Genomic DNA, 18,298 nt, shown 5'->3' with positions numbered 1-18,298 from the left:
GGGCTGCGACGGGCTGGTCCTCAGCGGCACCACGGGTGAGTCGCCCACCACCTCGGACGCGGAGAAGGCGGAGCTGATCACGGCGGTGCGGGCGGCGGTCGTCAGCGCCGGTCGTCAGCGCCGGTCCTCAGCGCCGGTCCTCCTTGAGGACGGCGAGCCGCTGCCGGTACTCGGCCTCGTCGATCTCGCCGCGGGCGTACCGCTCGCCCAGGACGTCGACGCCGCCCGCACCGCCGCGGGCCCACGGCGGGCCGTACCGGCGCGCGCGGCGGGCGATGAGGAACACGACGGTGGCGAAGAGCAGGAACCACAGGATCGGGAAGACGATCCACCAGCCCGGCCCGCCGCCGGCGGCGTACGGGTGCGCGGCGAGCGCCGCGGGGACGGCGGTCGCGGTGGCAGTGGTGAGCATCGGGGACTCCTCGTGACGGTGGGTCCGCCCGGTGCGGGCCCTTCACCACCACCGTCGCCCGGCGGGGCGGGCGCCGTCGTCAGCCCCTCGTACCGACCTGCGTCGTCCCCTCGTGCCGCCGTGGTGCGCCGGGCCGGCGGAGGTCAGCCGGTCCAGCCCGGCCGCACGACGCCGCCCTCGTACGCCGCGACGACGAGCTGCGCGCGGTCGCGGGCGCCCAGCTTGGCCATGACACGCGAGACGTGCGTCTTGACGGTCGACTCGGACAGGTAGAGGGCGCGCGCGATCTCGTCGTTGGACAGGCCGCCGGCGACCTCGACGAGCACCTCGCGCTCGCGGGCGGTGAGGTCGTCGAGGCCGGGAGAAGGCGGCACGTCGCGGGTCGCGTCGGCGACCCGGGCGAGCAGCCGGCGGGTGACGCCGGGGGAGAGCAGCGCGTCGCCGGCCGCCGCCACGCGCACCGCGCGCACGAGGTCGGCGGGCTCGGTGTCCTTGACGAGGAAGCCGCTCGCACCGCCGCGGATGGCCTCGGCCACGTACTCGTCCAGCTCGAACGTCGTCACGACCACCACGTGCACGCCGCCCGCGCCCGGGTCGGCGACGATGCGCCGGGTCGCCTCCAGCCCGTCCGCGCCGGGCATCCGCACGTCCATGAGCACGACGTCGGGCCGCAGCCGCAGGGCCAGGCGCACGGCCTCGTCGCCGGTCGCGGCCTCGCCCACCACGGTCATGTCGTCCTCGGCGTCCAGCAGCGCGCGGAAGCCGCCGCGCACCAGCGCCTGGTCGTCGGCCAGCAGCACCCGGATCATGCGTCCTCCCACGAGCTGTCGGACCCCCGCGGCGCCCGAGGAGGCCGTGCGTCCGACGGCCCCGGGGCGGGCGCGTCGGCGGGCAGCGGGATGGTCGCGGCGACGGAGAACCCGCGCGCGCCGGGCCCGGCGGCGAGGGCGCCGCCCGCGCCCTCGACGCGTTCGCGCATGCCGCGCAACCCGTAGCCGACCGCGTCCCCGCGCGCGCCGGTCGGCCCGCCGTCGTCGTCCACCGCGACGCGCAGCAGGTCGTCGTCCCCGGCGACGCGCACGACGACGGTCCGCGCCCGCGACGCGTGCCGGCCCACGTTGGTCAGCGCCTCCTGCACCACGCGGTACGCCACGCCGGCGAGGTGCGCGGGGACGGCGCCCGGGGGCAGGAGGTCGGGGTCGACGTCGAAGCGCACGGCGACACCGCGGGCGCGCAGCGGCTCCGCCAGGCGGGGGAGGGCGGCGAGGTCCCAGGTGGGCGTGCGCGGCTCGGAGGTGCCGTCGCCGCCGTCGTCCTCGCCGCGGACGACGCCGAGCACGGCGCGCACCTCGTCGAGCGCGTCGCGGCTCGTGGCCTTGATGGACGCGAGCGCGGAGCGCGCCTGGTCGACGTCGCGGTCCAGCAGGTGCAGCCCGACGCCCGCCTGCACGTTGATCGCGGACAGGGAGTGCGCGAGGACGTCGTGCAGCTCGCGCGCGATGCGGAGGCGCTCGGTGGCGACGGCGGTCCGCTCTCGGTCCGCGCGGGCGGCCCGCCACGCGGCGGCCCGGGCGAGCCGCTCCCGGACGCCGGTCGCGACCAGCAGCGCGACGGCGGTCCAGGCGGCGCCGCCGAGCAGGCCGCCGACGCGGGTCCCGTCGTCGCGCAGGGCGGCCGCGCCCACCACGACGCCCCACATCAGCACGGCGCCCGACCAGGCGACGACCCGCGCCCGGGCGGCGGGCCCCGTGAGCAGCACCATGACCAGGACTCCGACCGTGCCGCCCAGCGCCGGCCCCCAGGCGTAGCCGAGCGCGAGGTAGGTGCCGACGGCGCCGACCGCGAGCAGCACCGCGAGGACGGGGCGGCGGGGGAGCGTGAGCAGCACGACCGGCCCCACGAGCGCGAGCAGCAGCCCCAGCGCGTCGACGTCGCGCGCGCCCGGCTGCCAGTGCGACGCCCCGAACGTCCCGACCGTCACGACGACGGCCAGCGCCACCGCGAGGAACAGCCGGGGGCGCCACCGGTCGAGCGGGCCGCGGTCCATGCCCGGCACGCTACGCCGCGGCGCCCTCCCGCGCGTCCGCCCGGGGTGCCGTGCCGGGTCGTCCCGGGGGACCATCCGCCCGCCGACGGGCGCCTGCCCGCGGGCGGGGCGTGACGGCCCGGTCCCGGGCGAGCAGCACGGCCCCGAGGACGAGGGCGATGCCGAGGACCGCCGTCGGCGTGAGCGCCTCGCCCAGCACGGCGACGGCCAGGACGGCGGCGCCGACCGGTTCCAGCAGCGAGAGCAGCGCCGCCGACGTGGCGCCGACGCCGCGCTGGAGCCCGGCGTAGAACGCCAGGTAGCCGACGGCGGTCTGCACGAGGGCGAGGAAGGCGAGGGTCCACCACGCCGTGGCGTCGAGGGAGTCGAGCGCCAGGCCCGCCGGGACGGCCGGGACCAGCGAGACGAGCCCGGCCAGCGTGAACGACGTCCCGAGCAGCGGGGCGGGCCCCAGCCCGGGCAGCGCGCGCCGGTTGACGACGGTGGTCGCGGCGAACGCGACGGCGGCGACGAGCGCGAGGGCCAGTCCCGCTGCCAGGTCCCGGGACGAGCCGGCGACCGGCCGCACGCCGCTGACGAGCGCGAGCCCGACGACGGACGTCACGAGTCCCATGAGCACCGGGACGCGCGGGAGCCGGCGCGCGCGGACGGCGGCGCGGGCCGCCACGACCAGCGGCGCCGCCCCCAGGGCGACCACGGTGGCGACCGCGACGCCCACGTGCGCGACGGACTGGAAGTAGGCGGCCCCGAAGACGGCGGTCAGCGCGGCGGTGAGCGCGACGTGCCGCGCGGAGGCGCGGGTCCGGGGGACCCGGCGGAGCTGCCCGGTGGCCGCGGTGACCGCGAGCACGGCCAGGCCGCCCCCGAGCAGGCGCAGCGCGGAGACCGCGGTGGGCGACATCGCGCTGTGGGCGGCGATCGTCGCGGCCGCGACGCCGCCCGTGCCCCACAGCAGCGCGCCCGCGGCGACCAGGACGGCACCGCCGCGCGCCAGGGCCGGTCCGTCCGCGGAACGGGGCGGGAGGTTCGACGTCGACATCGCCCCATCGTGGGCGACGCATTGCTGTAGATCAATAGAAGTTATGCGGGGTCTGCCTTAAGATTTTGTGATGCAGCAGGCTCGTCCGACCCACCTGGACCCCCGCCGGATCGCCACCCTCCTCGCGGTGCACAGGTACGGCGGCATCGTGGCCGCCGGCGCGGCGCTCGGCGTCTCCCCGTCGGCCGTCTCGCAGCAGGTCGCGCGCCTGGAGGCGGAGTCGGGCCAACGGCTCGTGGACCGGCAGCCCGCCGGGGCCGTCCTCACGCCCGCCGGCCGGCTGGTCGTCGCCGCGGCGGAGCGCATCGAGGCCGAGCTCACCGACACGCGCCGGGCCCTCGCCGAGCTGGCCGGCGAGCCGAGCGGGACCGTCGCGGTGGGCGCGTCGCCCACCCTGGTCGGCGGCCTGCTCGCGCCGCTGGCCGGGGGACTGGCGCGCACCGCCCCCGGCCTCGACGTCCACCTGTGCCAGACCGAGGGCGAGGCCGCGCAACGGGACCTGCGCCGCGGAGACCTCGACCTGATCCTCACCGAGACCGAGAGCGCCATCGGGCGGACCACCCCCGCCGGGATGCGCGACGTGCCGGTCCTGGACGAGCCGTGGCTGGTCGTGCTGCCCGCCGACCGGCCCGCGCCCGAGCGGCTGACCGACCTGGCCCACGCCACCTGGCTCGGGGCCGAGGCGGGCCACGCCGCCGACCGCGTGGTGCAGCGCGCGCACGCCGCCTCGGGGGCGACGACGCCGCTGACGCACCGGTACGACGACTACGCGGTCGCCCTCGCGCTGGTCGCCGCCGACCTCGGCGTCGCCGTCGTCCCGGCGCTCGCGGCGCGGGACCCCCTGCCCGAGGCCGTGCAGGTCGTCGCGCTGCCCGGGCTGGGGACGCGGCAGATCGTCGCCCGGCACCGCACGACCGGAGGGGCGCCCGGTCCGGCGACCCTCGCCGTGCTCGACCAGGTGGTCGCCGCGGGCAGGTCCGTCGCGGCGGGCGTGGCGGCGGACGTCCGCGGGTAGCCGGTCGGGTGTCGGGGCCCGGCGCTACCGTCGTCGGGTGGTCACCGACCGGGGCACGGGCACGTCCGTGAGGCTGACGCGGGACCAGGCCCGCCGCATCGCGGTGCGGGCCCAGCTGCTCGACGCCCACCGCCCGGACGACCTCCTGGCGACGGTCGAGCACCTGATGGTGCTGCCGGTCGACCCGACCGCCGCCGTCGCGCCCGCCGTCGACCTGGTCCCGTGGTCGAGGCTCGGCCGCGCGACGTGGCCCGGGGCGGTGGAGGACGCGCTCGCCGACCGGATGCTCTTCCGCCTCGGCGGCACGGTGCGGTCGATCGAGGACCTGCCGCTGTACCTCGAGCAGATGCGCCGGTGGCCGTTCGGGGACTGGCGCGCCGGCTGGTTCCACGACAACGCGCCGTTCCTCGACGACGTCCTGCGCCTGCTCGAGGCCGAGGGGCCGCTCGTCGCCCGCGACGTCCCCGACACGAGCGTGCGGCCGTGGCGCTCGACCGGCTGGACCGGGCACCGCAACGTCACGCAGATGCTGGAGTTCGCGAGCCTGCACGGCGACGTCGCCGTCTGCGGGCGGCGGGGCCGCGACCGGCTGTGGGACCTGGCCGAGCGCGTGTACCCGGACGTCGACCCGCTGCCGCGCGCGGAGGCGGCGCGCGAGCGGGTCGCGCGCCGCGTGCGGGCGCGCGGCATCACCCGGGCCCGCCTGCCCGGCCTGCCGGGGGACGAGGACCACGTGGACCTGGTGGGCACGCCGGTCACGGTGGAGGGCACCGAGCGGACGTGGCTCGTGGACCCGGCAGCCCTCGACGGCGTCGACGAGCCGTTCGAGGGCCGTACCGCGGTGCTCTCGCCGTTCGACGCGCTCGTGCAGGACCGTGCCCGGCTGCTGGAGGTCTTCGACTTCGACTACGCGCTCGAGATGTACAAGCCGCGCGCCGAGCGTCGCTGGGGCTACTTCGCGCTGCCGGTGCTGCACGGGGACCGGTTCGTCGGCAAGGTCGACGCCACCACCGACCGCAGGGCGGGCGTGCTCCGGGTGGACGCGATCCACGAGGACCTGCCGTTCGACCCCGACGTGTCGCAGGCGGTGCGCGGCGAGCTCGCGGACCTCGCCGGGTGGCTCGGGCTCGACGACGTGTCCCTCTGACGCTCCCGACCTCCGGCCCGGCCGGATGAGAGTCCTCTCATCGACGTCTCACCCCGGTCACGCGCGCGCCCCGTCGGATGGTGCCGTGCCGCCCACCAGCCCCGCCCTGACGCGCCCCGCCCCGACCGGCCCCGCCCCGACGTCTCCCGCGGACCACCGCGCCTGGCTCGACCTGCTCACCGGCGACGCGGCCGCGGACGTCCTGGGCGCGGCGCTCGCGGCCGACGGCGCCGCGCTCGAGTCGTGGTCGGTGCGGCAGGTGCACGCACGCCCCGGCGCCGAGGTCACCGTGGCGTACGACGTCGTCGCCCGTCGCGAGGCCGGCGGGCGCACGGTCCGCGGGCCGGAGCACCTGTTCGCGACGAGCGCCCGCGCGTCGGCGTTCCGCCGTGCCCGCGGCGACCGGGCCGGTGCCGACGCGGACGGCGGCCTCGGCCCTGGCGTCGTGCGACTCGACGACGGCGGGCGCTCGGTGCACGTGTGGCGCCACCCGTACGACCCGGCCCTGCCCGGGCTCGCGGCGGGCAGCACGCCCGACCGGGTGGCCGGGCGCCTGCGCGCCGCCGGGTCCGACGCCCCGCTGCTCTCCCTCGAGACCGTCACCTACCGCCCCCTGCGCCGTGCCGTGCTGCGGGCGCGCACCGCGGACGGCGCCGCGTACGTCAAGGTGGTGCGCCCGACGCGCGTCGACGACCTCGTGCGGCGGCACGCGCTCTTCACGGCGCGCCCCGGAGGCGTGGCCGCGCCGCGGGTCCGGTCCTGGGCCGCCGACGGCGTCGTCCTGCTCGACGAGGTCCGCGGCGAGTCCGTCGCGGAGCTCGTCGCGCGCACCCCCGCCGCCGACCAGCCCGCCGGCATCGACCCCGCGGAGCTGCTTCGGGTCGCGACGGCGCTGCCGCGCGCGGGCCTCGCCCTGCCGCGCCGCCCCGCGTGGGCGGACCGCTCGGCCCACTATCTCGGTGCGCTCGCGACCGTGCACGGGGTCGACGCCGCCCGGCTCGCCGCGCTGCGCGAGGCGATCGACGTCGTCGTCGCCGCGGGCGACCCCGGGCCGCTCGTCGTGACGCACGGCGACCTGCACGCCGCGAACCTGCTGCTCGACCCCGGGACCGGCCGGGCGGACGCCGGCGGCCGGGCGCGACCGCGCGTCGGCGCCGTGCTCGACGTCGACACCCTGGGCCCCGGGTACCTGGTGGACGACCTGGCGTGCGCCGTCGCGCACCTGGCGGTGCTGCCGTCGCTCGACCCGGGCGCGTACGCGGGGGTGGGCGGGCTGGTGGACCGTTGCCTCGAGGCCTTCGGCAGCGCGGTGGAGCCGGCCCTGCTGCGCGCCCGGGCCGCGGCCGTCGTCGTCTCCCTGGCGGCGGGGGCCGAGGACGTCGCGGCCGTCGGGGCGTTCCTCGACGTCGCCGAGCGCCTCGCCGCGGACGCGGCCGCAGTCTGAGAACCCTCTCATCCACGCCTCCCGGCCCTCTCACGGTGGCCCACGAGGCTGGGGACCAGTCGGCGGGAGACGCCCGCCAGGAACCACCCGACGAAGGAGCAGCACGATGAAGGCACGCAGCGCATGGATCGTCACGGGCGCGCTGGGCGCGGTCGGCCTGGGTGCCGGCGTCGCCGCGGCCCAGGGCACGTTCGACCGCACGCCGTCCGACGCGGTCGTCGCGTCCGCCGTGCAGGTGGGCGACGACGGGGCCCCGGCGGGCTCGGCGGCGGTGGGCACGGCCGCGAGCCCGTCGCCCGCGGCGACGGCGAACGGCACGTCCATCACCACCGTGACGGCCGGCTCGGTCGCCACGGCGACCACCGCGCCGACGACGCAGACCGCGAACACCGCCCCGTCCGCCCAGACGGCGCCGACCCCCGCCAGCCCGGCGACCGCGGCCTCTCCGGTCAGCCCGGTCAGCCCGGTCAGCCCGGTCACCCCGCAGTCGGCGCAGACCGCCCCGACGGCGGCGTCCGCGGACTGACCACCCCGACCCGCCCCGACGGCGAACAGGCGGTTGTGCACGTTCTGGGCGTTCAGAACGTGCACGACCGCCTGTTCGGCTTGTCGGGTCAGGCCAGGCGGTAGCCCATGCCGCGCACGGTGACGAACCGCTCGGCGCCGAGCTTGTTCCGCAGGTAGCGCACGTACACGTCCACCACGTTGGAGCCCGGGTCGAAGTCGTACCCCCACACCCGCGAGAGCAGCTGCTCGCGGCTGAGCACCTGCCCGGCGTTGCGCAGGAACGCCTCGGCGAGCGCGAACTCCCGGGCCGACAGGTCCACCTCGACGCCGGCGGCGGTGGCCCGGCGGGTGCGCAGGTCGAGGCTGAGGTCGCCGTGGCTGAGCACCGTGACCTCGCCCGCCGGCTCGGCCCGCAGCCGCAGCCGGATGCGGGCCAGCAGCTCCTCGAAGCGGAACGGCTTGGGCATGTAGTCGTCGGCGCCGCCCTCGAGCCCGGCCACCGTGTCCGCCACGGACGTGCGGGCGGTGAGGATGATGACCGGCAGCGTCACCCTCGCCTCGCGCAGCCGGCGCAGCACCGTGAAGCCGTCCTGGTCGGGCAGCCCGAGGTCGAGCACCATGAGGTCGAAGTCGCCCGACGACGCGAGGTCGAACGCCTCCCGCGCGGTCGCGACCGTCGTGCTCGCGTAGCCGGAGGCGCGCAGCCCCTTCGCGACGAACGACGCGATGCGGGTCTCGTCCTCCGCGATGAGGATCTGGCTCACGTGGCGGGTCCTTCCCGGTCGGGGGCGGTGCGCGGGGGCAGCTCGGGGGTGGGCGCGGAGCGCGCGGTCGGCGCCGTGCGGCCGACGGGGGGCACGGCGCGCCCGGGGGTCGGGTCGGGGCCCGCGTCGGGCACGGGCAGCACGGGCACGACGACCGCGAACGTGGAGCCCCGGCCGGGGACGGACTCGACCGTCACCTCGCCGCCGTGCCCCTCGGCGATGGCCGCGACGATCGCCAGGCCGAGCCCGGAGCCGTCCCGCCGCTCGCCGTCGTGGTCGCCGCGCGCGAAACGGTCGAAGACGCGCTCCAGGTCGTCCGGCGCGATGCCGACACCCTCGTCGCGCACCCACAGGCGCACGCGCGCCCCGTCCGGTGTCGTGCGCGACCCGATCGCGACCACGCTGCCCGGCGCGGAGAACTTCACGGCGTTGGCGGCGAGCTGCAGCCACGCCTGGGTGAGGCGCTGCGCGTCCGCCATCGTGCGGGCGTCGGTGCGGGAGTCGACCAGCCAGGTGCGCTCGCCCAGCGTCCGCGCCTTGTCGAGCACGTCGTCGGTGAGCCGGCCCAGCTCGACCGGCGCGGGCCGCACGAAGTCGGGCTGCCCGACGGTCGCGAGGGTGACCAGGTCGTCGACCAGGCGGTGCATCCGGTCGAGCTCGTCGAGCGCGAGGTCGCGCGTCTCCGCCGCGTCCGCCGGGTCGGCGGTGTCCATGAGCTCCAGGTGGCCGCGCACGATCGTCAGGGGCGTGCGGAGCTCGTGCCCGACGTCGTCGAGCAGGCGGCGCTGGGACTCGAACGAGCCCTCGAGCCGGTCGAGCATCCCGTTGAAGGCTCGCGTGAGGTGGGTGAGGTCGTCGTTGCCCGACTCGGGGATCCGGGCGGACAGGTCCGACTCGCCGATCTGCTGCGCGGTGCGCGCGAGCATCCGGATCGGGCGCAGCAGGCGCCCGGCGAGCAGCCACCCCACGACGCCCGTCACGACCAGCGCGGCGAGCGCCACGAGCGCGTAGCTGCGGAAGACGGCCTGGGTCTCCGCGTGCTCCGCGACCCGGTCGTAGGCGAGCACGAGCGCCGCGGGCTCGCTCGACGTCGGCACGGCGTCGTTCGCCCCGGGCAGCGCGGCGACGGGCGCGACGAGCGCGCGGTAGTCGGTGGTCGCGGTGCTGATCGTCCGCAGCACGACCTGGTCGGAGTCGAGCAGCGGCGTGACCGCGGCGACGAACTCGGCGTCGTCCTGGAGGTGCACCTCGACGGCCTGCTGGGACACCAGGGGGCGCTGTCCGGTGCGGAGCCCGATGACGCCCTCGTGCCGGGCGGGGACGTCGAGCTGGATGGCGGTCACCACCACCTCCTCGGCCGACGAGAACGGGTCGCCCGTCACGGGGTCGACGCCGGACGCGGCGAGGGTGCGCAGCTCGTCGGCGCTCTCGGTGAGGTCGGCGTCGATGCGGTCGTCGACCTGTTCGTACGTCAGGAGGTACGCGGTCGCCCCGGCCAGCGCGACCGCGAGGGCGGTGAGGGCGAGGAGGACGGCCAGGATGCGCGTGCGGACGGTCGGCCCGCCCTGGGGCCGCGGGGTTCGCGCCATCAGTCGTCCTCGTCCGTGTCGGGGGCGTCGTCATCGTCGTCCGGGCCGTCGTCATCGTCGTCGGGCCCGTCGTCGTCATCGTCGTCGTCCGTGGGCGGGACGGGCGCGACGCCGCCGTCGTCGGACGTCCGCGTCGGCGTGGGCGTGGGGCTCCCGGACGGCGACGGCGTCGCCTCCCCGGACGGCGACGGCGTCGGCGACGCCGGGTCGGGCGTGGGGGAGACGACCACGACGCCGCCCACGTCGCGGTCCTCGGGCACCGACGACATCGCGGCGGCAAGGACCCCGCCGATCAGCGCGACGAGCGCCACGCCGAGCACCCAGGGCACCGCGGCGCGCCACCGACGTCCCGACCGTTCCGCCGACCGTTGAGCCATGGCCGGATCATCCCGCGGACGGATGAGACGCAGATGAGAGCGCGTCGGCCCCGTGCCCCGGCCCCGGGTCGGGTGCCGCGAGCCAGGCGTCGACGTCGGCCAGCAGGCGGCGCCGCGTGCTGTCCGACGCCCGGCTCGCCCGCACCGACGACCGTGCCAGGTCCGCGAGCTCGGCGTCGGTGAACCCGTGCACCTCGCGGGCGGCGACGTACTGGTCGAGCAGCCGGGAGGAGAACAGCAGCGGGTCGTCCGCGCCGAGGGCGACGCGGGCGCCCGCCTCGACCAGCGGCCGCAGCGGCACCTGGGACGTGTCGGCGTACACGCCGAGGCCGACGTTCGAGGCGGGGCACACCTCGAGGGCCACCTCGCGCTCCACGAGCTCGGCGAGCAGCGCGGGGTCCTCCCCGGCCCGCACCCCGTGGCCCAGCCGGTCGGGGTGCAGGGCGTCGACGACGTCGCGCACGTGCGCCGGGCCGAGCAGCTCGCCGCCGTGCGGCACCGACGCCAGCCCGGCCCGGCGTGCGATCCGGAACGCGGCCGCGAACTCGGCGGTGTCGCCGCGCCGTTCGTCGTTGGACAGACCGAAGCCCACGACCTCGCCCGGGCCGTCGCCCGCGTACCGGGCCGCGAGGCGGGCGAGGGTGCGGGCGTCGAGCGGGTGGCGCATCCGCGACGCGGCCACGACCACCGCCACCTCGACGCCGTGCGCGGCGCTCGCGGCGCGCGCCGCGTCCAGCACGATCTCGACCGCCGGCGTGATGCCCCCGACGAACGGCGCGTACGACGTCGGGTCCACCTGGATCTCGAGCCGCCGCGACCCCTCGGCGGCGTCGTCCTCGGCGGCCTCGTCGACCAGGCGGCGCATGTCCGCCTCCGACCGCACGCACGCGCGGGCCGCGTCGTAGAGGCGCTGGAACCGGAACCAGCCCCGCTCGTCGGCCGGCACCCGCAGCGGGTCGCCGTCCGTGAGGGCGCTCGGCAGCCGGACACCGTGCCCGGCCGCCATGTCGCGCAGGGTGGGCACCCGCATCGACCCCGTGAAGTGCAGGTGCAGGTGGGCCTTGGGGAGCTTCGCCAGATCGCGCACGGCGCCAGTCTGCCCCGACCCGGTGGGTGCGGGCCCGGTCAGGGCAGCCAGCCGCGCTCGCGCGCCACGGTCACGGCGGCGGTGCGGTCGTCCACGCCCAGCTTCGCGAACGCCCGCAGCAGGTGCGTCTTCACCGTGGCCTCCGCGATGTACAGCTCCCGCCCGACGGCGGCGTTGGACAGGCCCCGCGCCACGAGGCCGAGCACCTCGGCCTCGCGCGCCGTGGGCCGCTCCGCCGCGGTCCGCACGCTCGTCACGAGCCGGGTCGCGACGCCCGGCGCCAGCACGGTCTCGCCCCGCGCGGCCGCGCGCACCGCCGCCACGAGCTCGTCGCGCGGGGTGTCCTTGAGCAGGTAGCCCGTCGCGCCCGCCTCGACCGCGCGCAGGATGTCGGCGTCCGTGTCGTACGTCGTGAGGACGACGACGCTCGGCCCGCCGCCGCGGGACGCCCCCACGATGCGCGCCGTCGCGCCCACGCCGTCCAGGCGGGGCATGCGCAGGTCCATGAGCACGACGTCGGGCGCCAGCTCGACGGCCAGCGCCACCGCGACCTCGCCGTCCGGGGCCTCGCCCACGACCTCGACGTCGGGCTCGCCGTCGAGCATCCCGATGATCCCCGAGCGCACGACCGGGTGGTCGTCGACGACGAGCACGCGCACCGTGCCCGTCGTCCCCGCCCCGCTCACGCGGCGCCGCCCGAGGCCGGCACGTGCACCTCGACGCGCGTGCCGCCGCCCTCGCCGGGCTCGACGACGAGCGTGCCGCCCACCGCGGAGACGCGCTCCCGCATCCCGGCCAGCCCGAGACCGTCGACCTGGCCGGGCGGCAGGCCCCGCCCGTCGTCGGTCACCTCGAGCCGCACGTCGGGCGGCGCCCCGGGGACCGAGCCGCCTCGGGCGAGCAGGATCGTCACCGCACGAGCTCCCGCATGCCTGCGCACGTTCGCCAGCGCCTCCTGCGCCGAGCGCAGCAGCACCACGTCGGCGGCCGCCTGGCCCGTGGCGCCGCCGGTGCGCGCCGGGCCGGCCGCCCCGCCCACGTCCAGCGTCACGGGCGTGCCCGTCTCGGCGGTGAACCGCTCGGCCAGGCGGCGCAGCGCCTCGGCCAGCGTCGAGCCCTGCAGGGGCACGGGTGCGAAGGCGGCGACGAGCGCACGGGCCTCCGCGAGGTTGTCCCGCGCGGTCTGCTCCACGACCAGCAGCCGCTCCCGGGCGCGGTCCTGCTCGCCCCGGTCGAGGGCCGCCGACGCCGCCTGCGCCTGCGTCACGACGCTCGTGAAACCCTGCGCCAGCGTGTCGTGGATCTCCCGGGCGATGCGCTCCCGCTCCGCGGTCACGCCCGCCGCGTGGTGCGACTCGGCGAGCTCCGCCTGCGCCTGGCGCAGCTCGTGCAGCAGCCGCGCCCGCTCCTCCGAGCGGCGCATCGTCGCGGCGAACCAGAGCCCGAGCAGCACGGAGAACGCGATCGCGATGCCCATCTGCGGTGCGGCCTCGATCAGCGTCGGGACGTCGAACCCCTGCTGGGCGGCGATGGCGAACGTGGTCGCGACGCCGAGGGCGACGCTCGCCACCACGGCGCGGCGCGGCGGCTCCAGCAGCATCCAGAGCTGCGTGAACGACGCGAACAGCAGGAACGTGGCCAGGCCGCCTTGGGCGACGGCGACCGCGGTCCCGACGATCAGCACGACCGTGTAGGCCAGCGCCCGGCGCTGGTCGCGGCTGCGGGCCGCGGGAGCGCCCCACACGGCGTACCCGACGAGCATGACGGCCATCGCGGCGTACGCCGTCCACAGCTCGCGGGCGTTCGAGTCCCCGCCGAGCGCCATCGCCGACGCGGTCAGCAGCACGATGAGGACGAACCCGACGTCCCACCACACGACCTGCCGGTCCCAGGGGTCGGACGTCACCCGGGCGACCTCGTCGTCGGCCGCCGCGCCGGACGATGCGGCGGACGATGCGGCGGGCTCTGTGCCGGGGGCGCCGTCAGCCGTCGTCACGGCGCCGCCACCGGAAGGTGCGCACCCCGACGACCAGCCCCACGATCAGCCATGCGACCAGTACAGCAGCGGTCGCGGGGTGCTGCCAGGACCCGCTCGTCTCGAGCGCCGCCATCTCCTCCGGCAGGAAGACGGACCGCATGCCCTGAGCGATCCACTTGAGGGGGAACACCGAGGCCAGGGTCTGCATCCAGCCCGGCAGGGCGAAGAACGCGAAGAACACGCCCGAGATGAACTGCAGCACCAGCACGACCGGCGTCACGACGGCGCTCGCGGACCGGCCGGACCGGGGCAGGGACGAGAACCCGACGCCGCAGACCGTGCCGGCGGCGGCCCCGAGCGCGAACACCCAGGCGAACGTGGTCCAGCGGCCGGCGTCGGTGGGCAGCGGGACGTCGAACGCGAGGGCTGCGACGGCCAGCAGCAGGGCCGTCTGCACGACCGACGTCGCGAGCGTCAGCGCCACCTTGCCGCCCACGTACGCGGTCACCGGCAGGGGAGTGGCGCGCAGGCGGCGGAGCGTGCCGTCGTCGCGCTCCACGGCGATGGAGACGGCCAGCGACTGGAAGCTGGTGAGCATGATGCCGGTCGCGACCATGCCGGGCAGGAAGTACTGGGCGAAGCCGATCTGGGCGACCTCGGTGCCCTGGTCCTCGCTCCCGAACACGGACGCGAAGATCGCGAGCATGACGATCGGGTAGGCGAACACGAAGATCACGGCGTCGCGCTCGCGCCAGAACTGGCGCAGCTCCACGGCGGCCCGCACCAGCGTGAGCCGTCCGAGCCCGGGCAGCCGCCCGCCCGTGTCCGCCCGGCCCGACGACGCGGCGGTCGCGCCCGTCGACACCTGGTCCACCTGGTCCGCCTGGTCCGTGGTGCTCATCGGTCGTCCTCCGTCGTCAGGAGCCCCAGGTAGACGTCCTCGAGGCTGGGGCGGGTGATGCACAGGTCGGCGACCTCGCCGTCGGCGCCGGCGACGGTCGCCATGAGGTGCGCGGCGAGCGCCGTCGGCGCGTCGGTGCGCTCGGAGTGCCGGACGCCGTCGGCGGTCCAGGTCACCAGGGGGGTGCGCGCGCCCGGGCCGCCGAGCGTCTCGGGCGTCCCTTCCGCGACGACGCGCCCGTCGCGCACGACGGCGACGCGGTCGGCCAGGTGCGCGGCCTCGGCGAGGTCGTGCGTGGTGAGCAGGATGGTGGTGCCGGTGTCCCGCAGGCCCAGCACGAGGTCCCAGAACGTCCGCCGCGCCTGCGGGTCGAAGCCGGTGGTCGGCTCGTCGAGGAAGAGGAGCTCCGGGTGGCCGACGACGCCGAGCGCGACGTCGAGCCGGCGCCGCTGCCCGCCCGACAGGGAGCGGACCCGCGCGCCCGCCTTGGGCGCGAGGCCCACGGCCTCGACGACCTCGTCGGGGTCGCGGGGCGCCGGGTAGTACCGGGCGGTGGAGCGCACGGACTCCGCGACGGTGAGCTCCGCCTGGTCGCGCGAGTCCTGCGCGACGACGCCGAGCCGCGCCCGCCAGGCCCGCCCGGCCCGGGCGGGGTCCTCGCCGAGCACGCGCACCTCGCCGGCGTCGCGGTCACGGAACCCCTCGAGGATCTCGATCGTCGTCGTCTTGCCCGCGCCGTTGGGGCCGAGCACGGCGACGATCTCGCCCGTCGCGAGGTCGAGGTCCAGCCCGTCGACCGCCTGCTTGGGCCCGTAGCGCTTGGCGAGCCCGCGGACGCGGACGGCGCCGCCGGGGGACCCCGGTGCGCCGGGGGGACGGACGCCGGGACGCCCGCGAGGGGCGGCCGGCGGGGGAGCCGGGGAGGGTGTCGTCGTCGAGGTCATGCGTCGAGCCTCCCGCCCGCGGGGGCCCCGCGGGAGCCTCGGACGGCGGGACCACGGGTCCACCGATCGGTGGACGGCGGGCGTCGGGCGGACGGCCGGGAGGGAGTGTCGAGCCCGGTTCGAGCCCGGTTCGAGCGTGGTTCCGGCGTGGTTCGACCCAGGCCCCTGCGTCGCGTACAGTTGTCCCTCGGTGGTTGATGCCCGCCAAGATCGAGCGCGCCCTTCCGGGGTGCTTCGAGCGTGGCGACACGGGTGTCGAGCACGAAGGGTAGTGGCGCAATTGGTAGCGCAGCGGTCTCCAAAACCGCAGGTTGCAGGTTCGAGTCCTGTCTACCCTGCCAGCGTGATCCCCCGCGGGGCCGCGCGCAGCGGGGCCATCCGCATGACCCCGGAACGCCAGGAGTCAGTGCCGTGGGCGCGTCGCCGGCAGGTGGCGTGGCCGCGGCGGGAACGCGAAACGGGGTAGAGCGAGTGAGCGAGTCACCGGCTGAGGCCGTGGGGACGCCCGGCGGGGGCAGGTCGGCCACCGGCAAGCGCCCGAACCTGTTCGCGCGCATCGCGCTCTTCGTGCGCCAGGTCGTGGCGGAGCTCCGCAAGGTCGTGACCCCGACCCGCTCGGAGCTGGTCAACTACACGATCGTGGTGCTGGTGTTCGTCACCGTGGTCATGCTGTTCGTGGTGGCCCTCGACTGGGTCATCGGACTGGGCGTCCTCGCCCTCTTCGGCGACTGACCTCGGCAGGCCGCCGGACGCCCGCCCCCGAAGCAAGCAGATTCCAGAAAGCAGGTTCGTTCGTGTCCCAGGATCCGCTGGACCAGACGGAGAACGTCGACCCCACCCAGCCCGACGCCGACGGCGCCGCGGCTGACCTCGACGTGCCCGCGGACCCCGCCACGGACGCGGCGGCCGAGGCGGACGTCGAGGACGCTGCCGACGAGACCGTCGAGGACGAGGCCGCCGAGGACGAGGACGCTGCCGACGAGGCGGACGAGGACGAGCGCCCGGCGGACGCCGACGGCGACGTCGTCGAGGACCCGGCCGAGGAGTTCCGCCGCACCCTGCGCTCGCAGCTCGGCGACTGGTACGTCATCCACTCGTACGCCGGGTACGAGAACCGTGTGAAGGCCAACCTGGAGAACCGCATCCAGAGCCTGAACATGGAGGACTACATCTTCCAGATCGAGGTCCCCATGGAGGAGGTGACCGAGATCAAGAACGCGCAGAAGAAGACCGTCCGCCGCGTCCGCATCCCCGGTTACGTCCTCGTGCGCATGGACCTCACGGACGAGTCGTGGGGCGCCGTGCGCCACACGCCGGGCGTGACCGGCTTCGTCGGCCACACGCACCAGCCCGTGCCGCTGACGCTGGACGAGGTCTACTCGATGCTGGCGCCGGTGTTCGTCGAGACGGCCCCCGAGGCCGGCAAGGCCGCGGCGGCGTCGGGCGCGACGGCGAAGGCCCCGGTCGAGGTCGACTTCGAGGTCGGCGAGTCGGTCACCGTCACCGACGGCCCGTTCGACACGCTGCCCGCCACGATCTCCGAGATCAACGCCGAGGCCCAGAAGCTCCAGGTCCTCGTCTCCATCTTCGGCCGGGAGACCCCGGTCGAGCTGTCGTTCAACCAGGTCGCCAAGATCTGACGGACGCGGTACTGCAACCGGGTCATCGCCCACGGCGTCGGCCCACGAACAAGAAAGTCAGGGAAGAGTCATGCCTCCCAAGAAGAAGGTCTCCGGCCTCATCAAGCTCCAGATCAACGCCGGTGCGGCCACGCCCGCCCCGCCGATCGGCCCCGCGCTCGGTCAGCACGGCGTGAACATCATGGAGTTCTGCAAGGCCTACAACGCGGCCACGGAGTCGCAGCGCGGCAACGTCGTCCCCGTCGAGATCACCGTGTACGAGGACCGCTCGTTCACGTTCATCACGAAGACGCCGCCGGCCGCCGAGCTCATCAAGAAGGCCGCCGGTGTGGCCAAGGGCTCCGCGACCCCGCACACCGTCAAGGTCGCGCAGCTCACCCAGGACCAGGTCCGCGAGATCGCGCAGACCAAGCTCCAGGACCTCAACGCGAACGACATCGACGCCGCGATGAAGATCGTCGCCGGCACCGCGCGTTCGATGGGCATCACCGTCGCGGAGTGATCCGTGACCGGGCCGCCCGGACCGTGACCGGATCCTTCCGGCGCGGTCCGGGCGGCTCGGACCAAGTCCCGGCGATCGACGTCGGGCACGTGGCAGGGTCCGCGCGGACCCGCTCACCACGACTGCAGAAGGAGAAGCAGATGGCAACGCGCAGCAAGGCGTACCGCGCCGCGGCCGAGAAGATCGACCGCGAGAACCTGTACAGCCCCCTCGAGGCGGTCCGCCTCGCCAAGGAGACCGCGACGGTCAAGTACGACGCGACCGTCGAGGTCGTGTTCCGCCTGGGCGTCGACCCCCGCAAGGCCGACCAGATGGTCCGCGGCACGGTCAACCTCCCGCACGGCACCGGCAAGACGGCCCGCGTGATCGTCTTCGCGAACGCCGCCAAGGCCGAGGAGGCCGTGGCGGCCGGGGCCGACGAGGTCGGCGGTGACGACCTGATCGCCAAGGTCGCCGCCGGCTACACCGACTTCGACGCCGCCGTGGCGACGCCGGACCTCATGGGCAAGGTCGGTCGCCTGGGCAAGGTGCTGGGCCCCCGCGGTCTCATGCCGAACCCGAAGACCGGCACCGTGACGATGGACGTGACCAAGGCCGTGTCCGACATCAAGGGCGGCAAGATCGAGTTCCGCGTCGACAAGCACGCGAACCTGCACTTCATCATCGGCAAGGCGTCCTTCGACGAGAAGGCGCTGGTGGAGAACTACGCCGCCGCGCTCGACGAGGTCCTGCGTCTCAAGCCGACGTCGTCGAAGGGCCGGTACATCACCAAGGCCACGATGACGACGACGATGGGCCCGGGCATCCCGCTCGACCAGTCGCGCACCTCGAAGCTCCTCGAGGAGGCGTGATCCCGGCAGGGACCCGCTGAACCACCGCCGACGGCCCGGCACCCGCGAGGGTGC

General features: G+C 76.2%; 20 protein-coding genes and 1 tRNA gene. 9 read left to right on the top strand and 12 right to left on the bottom strand.

Annotated features, from left to right (window positions below):
• Positions 1-127: 127 nt before the first annotated feature.
• From ACFQ8Y_RS22290 to ACFQ8Y_RS22275, 4 genes are all read right to left on the bottom strand, one after another.
• Positions 128-412, bottom strand: a complete 285-nt coding sequence (locus ACFQ8Y_RS22290; RefSeq protein ID WP_430550533.1) for an SHOCT domain-containing protein — start codon at positions 410-412, stop codon at positions 128-130.
• A 143-nt stretch (positions 413-555) separates the two neighbouring features.
• Entirely contained in the window at positions 556-1,221 is a 666-nt protein-coding gene (locus tag ACFQ8Y_RS22285; protein ID WP_430586769.1) for a response regulator, read from the bottom strand.
• Positions 1,218-2,459: a sensor histidine kinase gene (locus ACFQ8Y_RS22280; RefSeq protein ID WP_430586768.1), complete on the bottom strand. Its 1,242-nt coding sequence runs from the start codon at positions 2,457-2,459 to the stop codon at positions 1,218-1,220. The genes ACFQ8Y_RS22285 and ACFQ8Y_RS22280 overlap by 4 nt, the downstream gene beginning before the upstream one ends.
• Positions 2,460-2,469: 10 nt before the next feature.
• Positions 2,470-3,498 (bottom strand): EamA family transporter, encoded by a 1,029-nt coding sequence (locus ACFQ8Y_RS22275; protein ID WP_430586767.1) that lies wholly within the window; start codon positions 3,496-3,498, stop codon positions 2,470-2,472.
• A 70-nt stretch (positions 3,499-3,568) separates the two neighbouring features.
• Here ACFQ8Y_RS22275 and ACFQ8Y_RS22270 point away from each other — a divergent pair, with 70 nt between their 5' ends.
• From ACFQ8Y_RS22270 to ACFQ8Y_RS22255, 4 genes are all read left to right on the top strand, one after another.
• A complete protein-coding gene (locus ACFQ8Y_RS22270; protein ID WP_430564435.1) occupies positions 3,569-4,513 on the top strand; it encodes a LysR family transcriptional regulator in 945 nt (314 codons plus the stop codon).
• Positions 4,514-4,550: 37 nt separating this feature from the next.
• Positions 4,551-5,660 (top strand): DNA glycosylase AlkZ-like family protein, encoded by a 1,110-nt coding sequence (locus tag ACFQ8Y_RS22265; protein ID WP_430586766.1) that lies wholly within the window; start codon positions 4,551-4,553, stop codon positions 5,658-5,660.
• An 85-nt stretch (positions 5,661-5,745) separates the two neighbouring features.
• A complete protein-coding gene (locus ACFQ8Y_RS22260; RefSeq protein ID WP_430586765.1) occupies positions 5,746-7,104 on the top strand; it encodes a phosphotransferase in 1,359 nt (452 codons plus the stop codon).
• A gap of 106 nt (positions 7,105-7,210) precedes the next feature.
• Positions 7,211-7,630, top strand: a complete 420-nt coding sequence (locus tag ACFQ8Y_RS22255) for a hypothetical protein (protein WP_430586764.1) — start codon at positions 7,211-7,213, stop codon at positions 7,628-7,630.
• An 88-nt stretch (positions 7,631-7,718) separates the two neighbouring features.
• On the opposite strand, the gene ACFQ8Y_RS22250 is transcribed toward ACFQ8Y_RS22255, so the two are convergent.
• The 8 genes from ACFQ8Y_RS22250 to ACFQ8Y_RS22215 are packed head-to-tail and all read right to left on the bottom strand — an operon-like array spanning position 7,719 to position 15,251.
• Positions 7,719-8,375: a response regulator transcription factor gene (locus ACFQ8Y_RS22250; protein ID WP_430550525.1), complete on the bottom strand. Its 657-nt coding sequence runs from the start codon at positions 8,373-8,375 to the stop codon at positions 7,719-7,721.
• Positions 8,372-9,964 (bottom strand): sensor histidine kinase, encoded by a 1,593-nt coding sequence (locus tag ACFQ8Y_RS22245; RefSeq protein ID WP_430564439.1) that lies wholly within the window; start codon positions 9,962-9,964, stop codon positions 8,372-8,374. Before ACFQ8Y_RS22245 ends, ACFQ8Y_RS22250 begins: the two co-directional genes overlap by 4 nt.
• Positions 9,964-10,341: a hypothetical protein gene (locus ACFQ8Y_RS22240; protein ID WP_430586763.1), complete on the bottom strand. Its 378-nt coding sequence runs from the start codon at positions 10,339-10,341 to the stop codon at positions 9,964-9,966. The genes ACFQ8Y_RS22245 and ACFQ8Y_RS22240 overlap by 1 nt, the downstream gene beginning before the upstream one ends.
• A gap of 7 nt (positions 10,342-10,348) precedes the next feature.
• A complete protein-coding gene (locus ACFQ8Y_RS22235; RefSeq protein WP_430550522.1) occupies positions 10,349-11,428 on the bottom strand; it encodes an adenosine deaminase in 1,080 nt (359 codons plus the stop codon).
• Positions 11,429-11,466: 38 nt separating this feature from the next.
• On the bottom strand, positions 11,467-12,114 hold the full coding sequence (locus ACFQ8Y_RS22230) for a response regulator (protein ID WP_430550521.1): 648 nt from the start codon (positions 12,112-12,114) through the stop codon (positions 11,467-11,469).
• On the bottom strand, positions 12,111-13,424 hold the full coding sequence (locus ACFQ8Y_RS22225) for a sensor histidine kinase (protein WP_430586762.1): 1,314 nt from the start codon (positions 13,422-13,424) through the stop codon (positions 12,111-12,113). The genes ACFQ8Y_RS22230 and ACFQ8Y_RS22225 overlap by 4 nt, the downstream gene beginning before the upstream one ends.
• Entirely contained in the window at positions 13,411-14,307 is an 897-nt protein-coding gene (locus ACFQ8Y_RS22220; protein ID WP_430564443.1) for an ABC transporter permease, read from the bottom strand. The genes ACFQ8Y_RS22225 and ACFQ8Y_RS22220 overlap by 14 nt, the downstream gene beginning before the upstream one ends.
• Positions 14,304-15,251 (bottom strand): ABC transporter ATP-binding protein, encoded by a 948-nt coding sequence (locus ACFQ8Y_RS22215; RefSeq protein ID WP_430550518.1) that lies wholly within the window; start codon positions 15,249-15,251, stop codon positions 14,304-14,306. The genes ACFQ8Y_RS22220 and ACFQ8Y_RS22215 overlap by 4 nt, the downstream gene beginning before the upstream one ends.
• Positions 15,252-15,516: 265 nt before the next feature.
• On the opposite strand from ACFQ8Y_RS22215, the gene ACFQ8Y_RS22210 reads away from it, so the two are divergent.
• The 5 genes from ACFQ8Y_RS22210 to rplA all read left to right on the top strand — a co-directional run bounded on the left by ACFQ8Y_RS22210 (position 15,517) and on the right by rplA (position 18,244).
• Positions 15,517-15,592: transfer RNA gene (locus tag ACFQ8Y_RS22210), tRNA-Trp, on the top strand.
• 130 nt (positions 15,593-15,722) lie between these two features.
• Positions 15,723-15,983 (top strand): preprotein translocase subunit SecE, encoded by a 261-nt coding sequence (gene secE, locus ACFQ8Y_RS22205; RefSeq protein ID WP_430550517.1) that lies wholly within the window; start codon positions 15,723-15,725, stop codon positions 15,981-15,983.
• A gap of 62 nt (positions 15,984-16,045) precedes the next feature.
• The gene (gene nusG, locus ACFQ8Y_RS22200; RefSeq protein WP_430586761.1) at positions 16,046-16,891 is read left to right on the top strand and encodes a transcription termination/antitermination protein NusG; all 846 of its coding nucleotides are present in this window, start codon (positions 16,046-16,048) and stop codon (positions 16,889-16,891) included.
• A 70-nt stretch (positions 16,892-16,961) separates the two neighbouring features.
• Positions 16,962-17,393 (top strand): 50S ribosomal protein L11, encoded by a 432-nt coding sequence (rplK, locus tag ACFQ8Y_RS22195; protein WP_380323551.1) that lies wholly within the window; start codon positions 16,962-16,964, stop codon positions 17,391-17,393.
• A gap of 140 nt (positions 17,394-17,533) precedes the next feature.
• A complete protein-coding gene (gene rplA / locus ACFQ8Y_RS22190) occupies positions 17,534-18,244 on the top strand; it encodes a 50S ribosomal protein L1 (RefSeq protein WP_430550515.1) in 711 nt (236 codons plus the stop codon).
• The last annotated feature ends 54 nt before the right edge of the window (positions 18,245-18,298 follow it).

The organism is Isoptericola sp. NPDC056605, assembly GCF_042792795.1.
In the GTDB taxonomy this organism is placed as follows: Bacteria; Actinomycetota; Actinomycetes; order Actinomycetales; family Cellulomonadaceae; genus Isoptericola.
The sequence above is the reverse complement of the archived record's forward strand: the minus strand, read 5'-3'. Positions and strand labels throughout refer to the sequence as shown.